Origin of the sequence: Flavihumibacter solisilvae, from assembly GCF_000814475.1 — a bacterium.
GTDB lineage: Bacteria > Bacteroidota > Bacteroidia > Chitinophagales > Chitinophagaceae > Flavihumibacter > Flavihumibacter solisilvae.
This window is the reverse complement of sequence record NZ_JSVC01000013.1, coordinates 15,834-29,739: the sequence shown is the minus strand read 5'-3', so window position 1 is coordinate 29,739 and position 13,906 is coordinate 15,834. Positions and strand designations below refer to the sequence as shown.

12 protein-coding genes are annotated in these 13,906 nt (G+C 49.2%); 5 read left to right on the top strand and 7 right to left on the bottom strand.

Annotated elements, in window-relative coordinates; genetic code table 11:
* Positions 1-22 precede the first annotated feature (22 nt).
* Complete coding sequence (locus OI18_RS11685; RefSeq protein ID WP_205410035.1) at positions 23-1,378, bottom strand: serine hydrolase; 1,356 nt, start codon at positions 1,376-1,378, stop codon at positions 23-25.
* A gap of 278 nt (positions 1,379-1,656) precedes the next feature.
* On the opposite strand from OI18_RS11685, the gene secDF reads away from it, so the two are divergent.
* Entirely contained in the window at positions 1,657-4,764 is a 3,108-nt protein-coding gene (gene secDF, locus OI18_RS11675; RefSeq protein ID WP_082037938.1) for a protein translocase subunit SecDF, read from the top strand.
* An 83-nt stretch (positions 4,765-4,847) separates the two neighbouring features.
* Here secDF and OI18_RS11670 read toward each other — a convergent pair whose 3' ends face one another.
* On the bottom strand, positions 4,848-5,189 hold the full coding sequence (locus OI18_RS11670; protein WP_039140047.1) for a HesB/IscA family protein: 342 nt from the start codon (positions 5,187-5,189) through the stop codon (positions 4,848-4,850).
* A 93-nt stretch (positions 5,190-5,282) separates the two neighbouring features.
* On the opposite strand from OI18_RS11670, the gene OI18_RS11665 reads away from it, so the two are divergent.
* Positions 5,283-5,819, top strand: a complete 537-nt coding sequence (locus tag OI18_RS11665; RefSeq protein ID WP_039140046.1) for a DUF7935 family protein — start codon at positions 5,283-5,285, stop codon at positions 5,817-5,819.
* Positions 5,820-5,844: 25 nt separating this feature from the next.
* On the top strand, positions 5,845-7,410 hold the full coding sequence (locus OI18_RS11660; protein ID WP_039140044.1) for an acyl-CoA mutase large subunit family protein: 1,566 nt from the start codon (positions 5,845-5,847) through the stop codon (positions 7,408-7,410).
* Between the two features lie 12 nt (positions 7,411-7,422).
* On the opposite strand, the gene OI18_RS11655 is transcribed toward OI18_RS11660, so the two are convergent.
* Positions 7,423-7,899 (bottom strand): fasciclin domain-containing protein, encoded by a 477-nt coding sequence (locus OI18_RS11655; RefSeq protein WP_152616804.1) that lies wholly within the window; start codon positions 7,897-7,899, stop codon positions 7,423-7,425.
* A gap of 52 nt (positions 7,900-7,951) precedes the next feature.
* Here OI18_RS11655 and OI18_RS11650 point away from each other — a divergent pair, with 52 nt between their 5' ends.
* Both OI18_RS11650 and OI18_RS11645 read left to right on the top strand, forming a co-directional pair.
* Positions 7,952-9,295: an amidohydrolase gene (locus OI18_RS11650; RefSeq protein WP_052273130.1), complete on the top strand. Its 1,344-nt coding sequence runs from the start codon at positions 7,952-7,954 to the stop codon at positions 9,293-9,295.
* Between the two features lie 15 nt (positions 9,296-9,310).
* On the top strand, positions 9,311-9,868 hold the full coding sequence (locus OI18_RS11645) for a GNAT family N-acetyltransferase (RefSeq protein ID WP_039140042.1): 558 nt from the start codon (positions 9,311-9,313) through the stop codon (positions 9,866-9,868).
* Here OI18_RS11645 and OI18_RS11640 read toward each other — a convergent pair.
* From OI18_RS11640 to OI18_RS11625, 4 genes are all read right to left on the bottom strand, one after another.
* Complete coding sequence (locus OI18_RS11640) at positions 9,865-10,263, bottom strand: DUF2784 domain-containing protein (protein ID WP_039140041.1); 399 nt, start codon at positions 10,261-10,263, stop codon at positions 9,865-9,867. The two genes, OI18_RS11645 and OI18_RS11640, sit on opposite strands and share 4 nt — an antisense overlap.
* Before the next feature lie 99 nt (positions 10,264-10,362).
* Positions 10,363-12,042 (bottom strand): glutamine--tRNA ligase/YqeY domain fusion protein, encoded by a 1,680-nt coding sequence (locus tag OI18_RS11635; RefSeq protein WP_039140040.1) that lies wholly within the window; start codon positions 12,040-12,042, stop codon positions 10,363-10,365.
* 32 nt (positions 12,043-12,074) lie between these two features.
* Positions 12,075-12,794, bottom strand: a complete 720-nt coding sequence (locus OI18_RS11630; protein ID WP_039140039.1) for a LytR/AlgR family response regulator transcription factor — start codon at positions 12,792-12,794, stop codon at positions 12,075-12,077.
* Positions 12,791-13,819, bottom strand: coding sequence for a sensor histidine kinase (locus OI18_RS11625; protein ID WP_039140038.1), 1,029 nt, complete (start codon positions 13,817-13,819; stop codon positions 12,791-12,793). The genes OI18_RS11630 and OI18_RS11625 overlap by 4 nt, the downstream gene beginning before the upstream one ends.
* Positions 13,820-13,906 lie beyond the last annotated feature (87 nt).

The following is a 13,906-nucleotide window of genomic DNA, read 5'->3' as shown; positions in this document are numbered from 1 at the left end:
ATTAAATAAAGTCGCGCGCCAATCAATTTTCACCGCCGTAATCCATCTTAAACTCCGACAGGTCGGGCATTACTTCTTTCTTCCGCTTCGACTCCATGTCGTAGATGAGCTGTCCAAGGTTTTTCATGAACGGCCAGCCAAAGTTTTCATATTCGTAGTTATCGTCGTTCAGGATTTCGTCGCCGTTACAATAGATAGATGCGCTCAGCATGAATTCAATTCCCTTTTCAAAATCCACTACGTACGCCACATCCGTGAGAAACCCGTAAGCATCGCCTATCTTGTTGAAGATGCGGATGGTGCCGGGAGTGAGGCGTACATTTTTGTCACTGCCGTACATCAGGAATTTTACGTAACTGTCCCAATAAGCATCCGCAGGGTATGGCGGGTAAACAGACTCGCGCGGTAACTCAGACATATACTTTCTCACGAAGCGGTAGTCTTCGTCCGTCAGCCTGAATCTCTGGCTGGCAGGCACCGAGGCCGGGAATAAAACAGATTGCAGCACGCGCGTCAGCTCTTCCAGGCTGAACCTGTTCTTCGCCGAAAAATCGAGTGGTTTCTCAACCAGTTTTCCTCCCGAATAATAGCCCTTCCCGACAGTCTCATGCCTTGAGGGATAAGCCAGCTTACTCGTCATGGCCGGCTTTTCAAAAATGAGGTTGCCGGAACTGTCCGTAAACTTCACCGGGTTTGTGTTCCGGTTCTGCTCCTGGGTCAGCGGGATATCGAGGCGATGCAGGATATCAGCATACTGGTAACCTTTTTCCTTCAGCGTATTGTTGATGTATTCCTGCCCAAGGAATTCATAAAGGCGGTTATAAGCGTCGTTGTCACTGACCAGGAAGATTTTCCGGATGTACTGGGCGACAGACGGACTGCCGTTGGCGGATGAAGGATCGTTCAGCACTTCAGACTGGCCGCTGAAAGCAGTTCCGGTCGTCATGGCGCTGTTCTTATCGAGTCCGCTGACTTTCATATCGTTCAGCTTTTCCAGGGTCAGCAGGGCCACCGGCATCTTTACAGTTGAAGCCGGGTAAAAATAGTTACCGGCATTAACGTTGAAGTAGTACGGGGTAAAAACCGGCGTATTGTCGCTTTTGCGGTCAATCCGCGTATAAATGATCTGCACCTTTCGCGCTTCCCGGTTGTTAAGTATGTCAGAAAAGTATTCCGGGTGACCGGCAAGCAGGTTTTCCATGAAGCTGTCGGTCCGGGTCGCAGTACGGGCGGGCATATCGTTTGCTTTTGAAGTGCTTTGCGGGGAAGCCGTTCCCGGACTGTCTGCAGCTTTATCTATTCGGGTTGCGGAATTTCGGGTGGAAGAACAGGCGCAGGAACAAATGATAAAAAAGGAACATACCGTTAAAAAACGCATAAAGGCAATTTTCAAGCTCAATGATAACAAATATTCTGCCATTGCCCCGGTGACACATCCGAGTTGATTATGATCCATTGGCAAACACATAGTTTTTTTATTTTATACCAAATGACCGAAATCAAGCCTGTGGAACACCCCTTTGAACTGGTGAAATGCAGCAGCCACAAGCATTTTAGGCAATTCCGACAATTCGCGTGACATACTGCCATTATTAAGTCTGAAATCCTATATTTGCCACTCTTTAAAAAATAACAAAAAACGAAACAAGTATTGCGATGAGAAGTCTGGTAAGCATTTTTGCTGCTATCCTAATTCTGATTTCCTTGTACCAGCTTTCCTTCACATGGTTTGTGAACAGCCACGAAAGATCCATTGAAGAAAAGGCAACGAAGTTTGTCAGCACCTACCCAAGCCCCGAACAAAAGTATTCCGGTAACAAAGACTTACAGGCTTTGTACCAGGACACACTGAACGAGATCAAGAAAAGCCGTGTAAGGAGATTACAGGACAGCACGCGTGATCAGAAGATCACCTGGTGGGGTCATTCCTACCAGAAAGCCAAAGAAAGCGAACTGTTGCTCGGTCTTGACCTGCAGGGTGGTATCAACGTGACTATGGATGTTGCCCTGGATGGATTGATCAAAGGTCTGAGTAATAATCCCAATGATCCGGCGCTGAAAAAGGCACTGGCTGAGGCAACCAGGAAAAAAGTGAATTCCGATGCAGATTTCATTACCCTTTTTGCACAGTCATTCAAAGAAGTGAACCCAGGTGTAAAAATGGCTCCCCTCTTTGCTAACAGCTCGCGCAATAAGCTGAAGATCGATGCCGGCGATGATGCTGTTGTTAAGCACATCCGCGACCAGGCAACTGCTGCCATGAAGCAGACATACGATGTCCTCACCAAACGTATCGATAAGTTCGGTGTGGCACAGCCGAATATCAGTCTCGATGAAACCAAAGGTATCATCACTGTTGAACTGGCTGGTGCAAGCGATCCGGAAAGGGTTCGTAAGTACCTGCAGTCAACCGCGAACCTGCAGTTCTTCGAAGTATATAACATTTCCGAACTCGGCAGGAGCATCGAAGCAGCTGACAAGGCTGCTGCTGTTGCAGAGAAAGGAAACGCTTCAACTGCTGACACTACAAAGGCTGCAGTTGCATCAGCAGACACAACAAAAGCCAAAGACACCGGTTCAATGGCTGACATGATCAAGAGTGGCGATACTACAGCTGTTGCCAAGACTCCTGAAGCTGCAAGGTCACAGAACCCGCTGATCAGTCTCGTACAGTTCATCCAGCCCCAGGATGCAAACAAGGACGGTCGTCCGGAGTTCGCTCCGAACCTCGGTTATGTTGCACTGAAAGACACGTCTAAACTGAGTGAATTGCTGAAGACTCCTGCTGTTGCAGGAAACATGCCTGGCGATGTGAAATTCCTCTATGGCATGGCGGAAACAGATGCCAATGGCAAAGTGATGGAATATGTTCCATTCTACGCTATCAGGACTGTTGCCGGTTCAGAAAAAGCCAAGCTTGAAGGTGAATATATCACTGATGCATACCAGGATTTCAACCCTGTTACAAACCAGGTTACGGTTAACATGACCATGAGCAAGCAGGGTGAGAAGATCTGGGCTAAAATGACAGGCGATAACGTAGGTCGCGCCATCGCGATCGTACTCGATGATATCGTTTATTCAGCACCGAACGTTAACGAACCAATCACTGGCGGTAACTCCCAGATCTCCGGTTCATTCTCAGTTCAGGAAGGACAGGACCTTTCAAACATCCTGAAGAGCGGTAAGCTCGATGCACCTGCCAAGATCGTACAGGAGCAGGTTGTAGGACCAACACTGGGTAAGGAAGCCATCAAGGGAGGTACACTGGCATTCGCCATCTCCTTTGCACTGATCTTCATCCTGATGCTGGTGTATTACAATACTGCAGGATGGGTTGCGAACATCGCACTGATACTGAACCTGCTGTTCACAGTCGGTGTACTCAGCGCCCTGAATGCAACATTGACCGCGCCGGGTATCGCGGGTCTCGTACTGACCATCGGTATGGCGGTTGATACCAACGTGGTTATCTTTGAAAGGATCAAGGACGAACTGAATAAGGGTAAGACCTATCACCAGGCGGTGCAGGACGGTTACCACCGTTCGCTTGCGCCGGTTCTTGATGGTCACATCACCACCCTGCTGACGGCCATCATCCTGTTCTACTTTGGACTTGGACCGGTACTTGGTTTCGCAACTACACAGATCCTCGGTATCCTGCTGAGCCTGTTCTGCGGTATCCTCGTTTCCAGGTTGATCACTGACTTCTGGACTAAGAAGAACCGTCACTTCAACTATTTCACAAACCTGAGCCGCAGCATATTCAAGCATGCCAAATATGATTTTATCAGTTACAGGAAAGTAGCTTATATCATTACAGCTGTTGTGGTGATCGGCGGTATTGGCGCCATGGTGAACGGATTTAACGAAGGCGTTGAATTCAGTGGCGGCCGCAGCTACATCGTGAACTTCCGTAAAACGGTATCAACAGAAGATGTGGGTCATGCGCTTGACAAGGTATTTGGAAAGTATCCCATCATTAAAACATATGGCGGAGCCAACCAGCTCGACATCACTACTGACTACCTGATCGAAAGACCCGGTGTGGAAACTGATATCGAAGTGCAGGCCAAGCTGTTCGACGGACTGAAAGCTTTCCTGCCTGAAGGAACAACTGCCCAGGATTTCGATGCCAAATACCTGCAGGGATCCAAGAGGGTTGACGCTACCATTTCTGATGACCTTAAGACCGGAGCAAAGTGGGCTACCTTCTGGTCACTGCTTGCCATCTCACTGTACATCTTCGTTCGTTTCCGCGACTGGAGATATAGCGTAGGTACAGTAGTGGCGTTGCTGCACGACGTAATTGTGATCCTGATTGTGTTCTCTTTCTTCAAGAATATAGTTCCGTTCCCGCTCGAGATCGACCAGCACTTCATTGCGGCGATCCTGACCGTAATCGGTTTCTCAATGAACGATACGGTGATCGTGTTCGACAGGATCAGGGAGAATGGCCACCTGATGAAAGGGGCTACCAAATCGGAAGTGATCAATAAGTCGATCAATGACACCCTGAGCCGGACGATCATGACGTCGGTAACGGTATTCCTTACCATCCTGACCCTCTTCCTCGTTGGCGGTGAAGTGACTAAAGGATTCGCATTTGCAATGCTGATCGGTGTGGTAACAGGATGTTACTCATCAATTTTCGTAGCTGCGCCGATCCTCGTGGATATTGCCAAAGACAAGCCACTTGGTGAAATGGAGCCCGAAAAACATGCAGAAGACAAAAAAGTAGGCCGCCCTGCAACAACAGCATAAACGGTTCGGACGATAAAAAGAAAAGCAACCTTTCGGGGTTGCTTTTTTTTTGCTGTCACCAGCGGAAAAATCAGTTGATCTGCTTACACGGCGAAGCTGGTGCCGCATCCGCAGGTTTTGCTTGCATTGGGATTTGTGAATGTGAAACCGCGGGAATTCAGTCCATCCTGCCAGTCAATTTCCATTCCCATCAGGTACATGCCATGCGATTTATTCATTACGCAGGGAATGCCGTTGATCTCAAAATGATCATCGCCTTCCTGGGTCTCATCAAAGCCAAGTACATAGCTGAGGCCGGAACATCCGCCGCCCTTCACTCCTACCCTTAAAACCTTTGACTCAAACCCCGGTTCATTCATCAGTCTCGTCAGTTCCGTTATTGCCCCGGGTGTGAAAGTTACCGGAGCCTGTATAGTAGTTTCCATGAAGTCAAATTTTTACAAAAATAACATTTCCAAAGCAAAAGGGTTTACGGATGCAATCCACCGTTAAATTTGCTGCCTATAATCTCCACAGTAATGGAAACGAATCTCATGATTTACCTTGCCGTAGGCCTGCTCATCGTTATCGCGGGTCTGTATTTTTATTTTTACCAGAAAGACAAGCGTGCCATAGCCGAAGATTCCGGCCCTAAGGAAAAAGCTTCAGACACTACTGCCACTGCCAGCTCAAAACAGATGAAACTGGCGGCTTACGAGCGACTGGTGATCCTTGCAGAACGGATCGCATTGCCGAACGTGATCAGCAGGAATAACGAACCCGGACTTGACAAACGTTCCATGCAACAGCTGCTCACGGCAGCCATTAAGCAGGAGTTCGACTATAACCTGTCCCAGCAGATCTATGTAAGCAATGAAGCGTGGGAGGCCATTCGTAACCTGAAAGAACAGAACATCCATATCATAAACCAACTGGCGTCTATCCTTCCCAATGAAACGAGCGGACTTGAATTCAACAAGAAGATCATCGAGTTCATCATGAGTCAGCCACAGGGCTCCATGCATACCATGGTACAGGAAGCCTTGAGTTTCGAAGCTAAGAAACTGATCAGCTGATGTAGAAAAAACAAAAACGATTGCCATGCCAGATAAAAAGATCCTGACAGATAGTGAAATTGAAATAAAGGAAATCTATCGGCAGGAAGACCTGCCCGGTTCACTCGACACAAAAGAGCAGCCGGGCCAGTTTCCGTTTACCCGCGGCGTGCAGCCTGATATGTACAGGGGCAAACCCTGGACTATGCGCCAGTACGCAGGTTTCAGTACCGCCGAAGAAAGCAACAAAAGATATCATTACCTGCTGTCGCAGGGCGTAATGGGACTCAGTGTCGCCTTCGACCTGCCCACCCAGATCGGGTATGACAGCGACCATCCCCTCGCCGAAGGGGAAGTGGGAAAAGTTGGTGTATCCATCAATAGCATTGAAGACATGCATGCCCTGTTCCAGGGTATTAAACTTGAGGATGTCAGCACCTCCATGACCATCAATGCAACCGGGTTTATCCTGCTCTCCCTGTATGTGGCGATGGCGAAACAACAGGGGGCCGACCTGAAAAAGATCTCCGGCACGATCCAGAATGACATCCTGAAAGAATATGCAGCCCGCGGAACTTTCATCTACCCGCCAAAACCTTCGATGAGGATCGTTACCGACATCTTCGAATGGTGCAGTGATAATGTACCGAAGTGGAATACCATCTCAATTTCGGGCTACCATATCCGTGAGGCCGGCTCTACAGCTGTGCAGGAAGTGGCATTCACGCTCAGTAATGGCCGCGCCTATGTACAGGCAGCATTGGAACGTGGTCTCGATATCAATGTGTTTGGGAAAAGGCTTTCATTTTTCTTCAATGCGCACAATAACCTCTTTGAAGAGGTGGCAAAATTCCGTGCTGCACGGAGGATGTGGGCTACAATAATGAAATCGCTGGGTGCGACGGATCCACGGGCTATGATGCTGCGATTCCATACGCAGACCGGCGGCAGCACTCTTACTGCCCAGCAACCCCTGAACAATATCAGCCGGGTGACTATCCAGACCATTGCTGCCGTATTGGGCGGAACACAATCATTGCATACGAACGGCTACGATGAGGCGCTGAGCCTGCCAACAGAAGAAGCTGCACGCATTGCCCTGCGCACACAACAGATCACCGCATTTGAAAGTGGGATTGCCGATACCGTTGATCCGCTTGCCGGTTCCTATTTTGTGGAGGCACTCACTGCCGAGCTCGAACAGCATGCCTGGGACCTGATCGCAAAGATCGAGGCCATGGGAGGCAGCGTAAGCGCGCTCGAAGAAGGATTTATCCAGGAAGAGATCGCCCGCAGCGCGTACGATTACCAACGGAAGATCGAAACAGGTGACAAGATCATTGTTGGAGTAAACAGGTTCAGGGTTGACCAGCCGGATAATATCCCGGTTTTCCGTGTCGACGATTCCATCCGAAAGGTGCAGACCCAGAAGCTTGAAGCCCTCCGCAACAACCGTGACCCGGCAATGGTGGACCAGGTACTCCAGTCGCTCAATGATAAAGCATCAAGTGGCGAAAATATAATGCCTGCCGTGATCGAAGCAGTAGAATACAAATGCACGCTGGGGGAAATAGCAGATGAACTGAGAAGCGTTTTTGGCGAACACAGATAAAGTCATCAGGGCCTAACGGATTACTTTTGCTACCACCAGTATAATACCATTATCGGCGGTTATCGGCTCGCCGACATATTCCAATTGTACAGCGCGCAACGTATCGCCTTTCAGCGTCACAGTATTGCCGGAACGGACCTCGTCCGGCGATTTTACATCGCGGATCATATGGTTCTTCACTACATTTCCGAGGTGTTGGAGCCCCTCTTTACTCCCGGTAAATCCTGCAATGGCATCCTGGCCCATATCAGCAATGGCTTCGTTGGTGGGCGCAAGAATGGTATACTTTGTCTTGCCACCAAGCAACTTTCCGATTTTCGGAACCCTGCTCAGCAGGCTCGAAAATGCAGAAAGGCGGGGATCGTTGTCGAGCCGGCCCAGCAAATTTGTGGGCGTAGTATAGGAATTTAATGAAGGGGTACAGGCGATATGAAAAACAGCTGGCAGTACCAGCAGCAACGCTGATCGCAAAAGGACATTCCTTTTCATATCACTTGTTTTACTGGAGATTTTTTCTAATTTACCCAATCAACCGATAGATATGAAATTTCGTTTTCCCCAACTGCTCTTATTCCTGTTGGCGATCAACCCAATAGCCTGGTCACAAAGCACCTCCTCACCCTCATCAATAGACGCAAAAGCGAAAGCAATTCTTCCAAAGGTTATTGAATGGCGGCGTTATCTCCATGAGCATCCCGAGTTGGGAAACAGGGAGTTCAAAACGATGGAATATATCGCCACCCATTTGCGTTCACTGGGCATTGAAGTGCAGGAAAAAGTTGCGCTGACAGGCGTGGTAGGGATCCTGAAAGGCGGGAAGCCTGGTCCTGTTATGGCGCTGCGTGCCGATATGGATGCCCTTCCGGTTGAGGAGAGGGTTGACGTTCCTTTCAAATCGACAGTGAAAGCAGATTACCTCGGACAAACAGTACCTGTGATGCATGCTTGTGGACACGATAGTCATGTTGCCATTTTAATGGGCACGGCGGAAGTACTGGCAGGGATGAAGAAGGATATACAGGGAACAGTGAAATTCATATTCCAGCCTGCGGAAGAAGGTCCACCAGGTGAAGAAGAAGGCGGTGCACCACTGATGGTGAAGGAAGGGGTAATGGACAACCCTAAGGTTGATGCCATCTTCGGTTTGCATATTTCATCCTCTATTGAATCAGGCGTAATAAAATATAAACCCGGTGCATTCATGGCTTCATCAGACTGGTTTACCATTAAAGTAAAAGGTAAGCAGGCCCATGGCTCTGCGCCCTGGGGAAGTATTGATCCGATCGTAGTAGGCACGCAGATCATCAACGGGCTACAGACGATCGTAAGCCGCCAGCAGAACATCGTGAAAGCACCCGTAGTGATTACTGTAGGCAAGTTCCACAGTGGGGTTCGGAATAATATCATTCCTGAAGAAGCGCTGATCGAAGGCACGATCCGCACGCTGGATGCCACGATGCAGAAGGACGTGCACCGGCGCATCAAGCTGACTGCAGAAAGTATTGCCGCAGCTTCCGGCGCAACGGTAGATGTTTCCATCGATACCAAAACACTGGTGACCTACAATGACTCCGCACTGGCAGCTATGATGGCGCCTTCACTCGCAAAAGCAGCAGGACCGAATAACCTGATGAGCCAGTCCTGGACGACAGGATCTGAAGATTTCTCCTATTTTGGCGAAAAGGCGCCTGCATTGTTTTTTAATCTCGGCGGAATGCCTAAGGGTAACGACCCTTTAAAGGCGCCGGGGCATCATACTCCCGACTTTTATATCGATGACAGCCGTCTTGATGTCGGCGTGAAGGCCTTCTGCAATATCGTATTTGACTATCCTGTACAATACCAGAAAACAAAATCTGCAACAAAGGAAAAACGGGCTTTCTAAAACAATGCAGATGTAATGTCACTTGTTTATAAACAGGTAAGCAAACCGGAAGAGCTGGATGCTATTCTTGCCCTTCAGCAGAAGTATCATAAGGATACGCTGAATCCTGATGAAAAAGCTGCGGACGGTTTCCTCACGATCAGGCATAGCCGTGAATGGCTGCAGCAGATGCATGACCTGGTTCCGTCCGTAATTGCTGTTGAAGGCAATGCGCTTGCTGGTTATGCATTGGTGATGTCGGCGGAATGCCGGAGACTGATCCCCGCACTTGAACCCATGTTCGCCCAGTTTGATCTAATTCGTTATGGTGGCCGGCCATTGAGCGATTATAACTATTACGTGATCGGCCAGATTTGTGTTGCTGCCGAATATCGCGGTAAGGGAGTCTTCGATGGATTGTATACCAAACACCGCGAGTTGTTTTCTTCCCGCTTCGATTTTGCCGTCACCGAGATCTCGACCAGCAATGGCCGTTCCCTGCGCGCCCATGAGCGGGCGGGCTTCGAAGTGGTGCACAGGCATAAGGATTCCACTGACGATTGGGTGGTTGTGCTGTTGAAATTCAAAAATTAAAAAGGGGTGCGACGGTCGCGCTTGCGGTTGAGTTCGCGCTTGCGGTCGCGAAAGTTCAACCAGAGACTCATCACGAGGCTGAAGGCGAAGACGATCACTGTACCGGTTTCGACGAGCTTAGCTTTGAGTTCAAGGCCGGTCAGTTTCGCAATCAGGAAATGAATGTAGGACTGTTGCTCATCGTGGTAGCCCAGTTTCTCCCTGACATCCCAATGCCAGTCGGTGCAGAAGCAATAGCCCCAACCATACCAGATCCCAAGCACAAACCAGGAAAAGGCCGTTAGAAAAAGGGTGATTAGATTCCACTTCCTTGTTTTACGAAACATCCACCCCGTTATATTAAACAGGGTGAATGCCGTATGGAATATGAAAAAGAATATGTTGAGGAACTGCATTAAACGGTGTTTTCACCCAATCTCACCCGACGGGTGGTACCCGACGGGTGAGACCCGACGGGTAAAAACCGGCGGGAGAAAACCCGACAGGTGATTCCGTCAAGATTTTTTCTGCTCTTTCGCCCAGGTGTCTTTGAGAGTTACTGTTCGGTTGAATACGAGGCGGTCTTCGCTGGTATCCTTGTCGAGCGTGAAGTAGCCCTTACGCAGAAACTGGTAACGGTCATTGAAGGTCGACTTCAGCAGGCTCGGTTCAGCATATACGTTAGTCACCACCTGCAGGGAATCAGGATTGATGTAATCCTTGAAATCGCCTTCCTCGCTGGATGGGTCCTCCACCCTGAAGAGCCGGTCGTACAAACGGATCTCAGCATTCACGGCATGGGCAATGCTCACCCAATGCAGCGTTCCCTTCACATTGATCCCTGAAGTATCGGAACCACTGCGGCTCTCGGGAATATAGCTGCAATGAACCTCAGTCACTTTCCCGCTTTCATCTTTGATCACTTCATCACAACGGATAATGTAAGCGCTTTTCAGGCGAACCATTTGTCCGGGTGCCAGCCTGAAATACTTCTTCGGCGGGTTCTCCATGAAATCATCCGCCTCGATATACAGTTCCCTGCTGAAGGGCATTTCGCGGTAGGTTACCTTTTCTTCTTCGGGATTGTCTTCACTCGGCAGCATTTCCACCTGTCCTTCCGGATAATTGGTGACCACCACTTTCAGCGGGTCAAATACCACCATGCGGCGGTGTGCGATCTTGTTGAGGTGCTCGCGGACGCAGAATTCCAGCAGGGATACGTCAATCAGATTTTCGCGCTTGGCGATACCAATGCGCTCGCAGAAGTCGCGGATGCTTTCCGGCGTATAACCGCGGCGGCGTAATCCCGTGATTGTTGGCATCCGCGGGTCATCCCAACCCGTAACGTGTTTTTCATTTACCAGCTGCAGCAGTTTACGCTTGCTGGTTACGGTATAATTGAGGTTGCGGCGTGCAAATTCATATTGGTGGGAAGGATAAATCTCCAGCCTGCCGATCAGCCAGTCGTACAACTCACGGTGAGGCACAAACTCCATCGTACAGAGGGAATGAGTCACGGTTTCAATGGAGTCGCTCTGCCCATGTGCAAAATCATACATCGGGTAAATACACCAGGCTTCGCCGGTCCGGTGGTGATGCGCGTGTTTGATCCGGTACAGGATCGGGTCGCGCATCAGCATGTTGGGATGCGCCATATCGATCTTCGCCCTTAAGGTGCGTGCCCCATCAGGGAATTCACCATTCTTCATCCGCTCCAGCAGGTCGAGGTTCTCTTCGCTGCTGCGATTACGGAAGGGACTATTAACCCCAGGTTCAGTTGGAGTGCCTTTCATAGACGCGATCGCCTCAGAGGTCGAATCGTCTACATAGGCAAGTCCTCTTTTAACCAGCTGTACAGCGAAATCATATAACTGGGGAAAATAATCTGATGCGTAATGTTCATTCTCCCATTCAAAGCCCAGCCAGCGGATATCATCCTTGATGCTTTCGACATATTCTGTTTCTTCCGTAACGGGATTGGTATCATCAAACCGCAGATTGGTATGACCCGGGTATTTCAGCGTGAGCCCGAAATTCAGGCAAATGCTCGAGGCATGACCAATATGCAGGTAACCATTGGGTTCAGGCGGGAATCGGGTAATGATCTTACTGTATTTGCCGGCAGCAAGATCCTCTTCTATAATCTCTTCAATAAAATTGTGGCCTTTTTCTTCTTCCTTCTTGATTTCGCTCATATGTAGTAGATTCCTTTGAAAGGGCGAATTTACTACCTTTTCAAAAACTTTCCTTTCAGCAACTTTTCCAATACCGCTTCCTTTTCATTCCGGCTGATGGGAATGCGGTGCTCCCCTACCAGCAGTTCGTTGGCTTCGATGCTGGCAACCTTATCCGCTGCCACCAGGTATGACTTATGGGTACGGATAAACGATTGTTCAGGCAGGTATTCCTCAACCGACCGGAAGGTCAGGTAGGTAATGAACTTCTTATCCCGCGTATGTACGACCACGTAATTCTGTAATGCTTCCACGAACAGGATCTCGTCGAACTGGATCCTGACCAACTTGTTGTCTGATTTGATGTAGAAGCTGTCCTCCTGCGCCTCTTTGCCGGACAACCGGTTCTGCTGGCGCAATTCATAGTATTCCTTCGCTTTCATTACCCCCTGCAGGAACCGCTCGAACGATACCGGCTTCACCAGGTAATCCAGCGCATTGAGGTCGAACCCGTCGATCGCAAACTGCGGATAGGCAGTTACAAAGATCACCGGCAGCGGCTGTTTAAGCGAGCGGAAAAATTCCAGCCCGGTGATCTTAGGCATCTGGATATCCAGGAAGAGCAGCGGCTGTGATACTTCGCGGATGGTTGTCATGGCTTTAAGCGGACTGTCAAACTCCCCGGCGAGCTGGAGCAAATCCACCTCCCTGATGTATTCCATCAGTCCCTTACGTGCCAGCGGCTCGTCGTCTATGATGATGCAGTTGATCATATGGTAAGTTCCATTTCTACTTTATAATATTCAGGTTCTTCCATTATCTGCAAACTATGCCGGCCAGGATACAGCAGCTGAAGCCTGCGTTTCACATTCGCCAGCCCGATGCCCCCCTTTTCCCCTGTGTTGCCCCCGGGTTCACGTGTATTCTCCACAACAAACCTCATGTTGCCATTGACACGCGACAGGTCTATACTGATCTCATTCTTTTTCTCCGGCGGAAAATGTGATAAGTGTTTGAAAGCGTTCTCCACCAGCGGCGTCAGCAACAGCGGCTCTATGGGAAATCCATTTACATCAGGAGTGTAGTTAAATGCAACCGTGCTATTCTCGCTTATCCGTAACCGTTGCAGCGAGATATAGTCTTCAAGGTAACGGATCTCCTGTTCGATCGGGATCTTCTCCCCTCCCGTTCCATACAACTGGAAACGCAACATCTCGGAGAAAGTGTGCAGCGCCTTCCTCGCTAAAGCATTCTCCTTATCAATAAGGAAATACACCGAATTAAGTGAATTGAAAAGGAAATGCGGGTTGATCTGCGACTTCAGGAAATGAAGCTCGGCCTCAGCTTTCTCTTTTGCCATTTCACTCATCCGCTTCTGCATGCCGGCATAATCGAACAGCAATTTCACGGCTGCTCCTGCCGTGACCAGGAAAAAATGCGGGATGATATTGTCGTAAATTCTTGCCCTTAAGTTACCACCTGTCAGGCTGAACAAATGCGGGTTATGCATGAGTTGGCCGAGGATATTCATCTTGAAAATGCTGCTCAGCAGGATCATCGAAAAATAACAGAGTGCAAACCAGCCGTACTTTTTCTTGTACAGCAAACGTGGAATCAGCACGTAATTGGTGATATACACCATCAATGCAAGGTCCGCAACCTTTACGAGTGTTACACGGAATGCAAGGCCACGGGAAGAGAAGCCATCATACCGCAGGAAGTACCACGCCCCGAGGATCAGCAGCCAGAAAAAAACATGGTGCAGCTTATACCGGAAAATGAATGAACTGTTGCGCATACCTAAAATAAATGTACAAAAAGCGGGCGGACAATTAGCTTCCACCAATGGCAGCATTATCTTGACAAACTACAGGATTGTCATTCA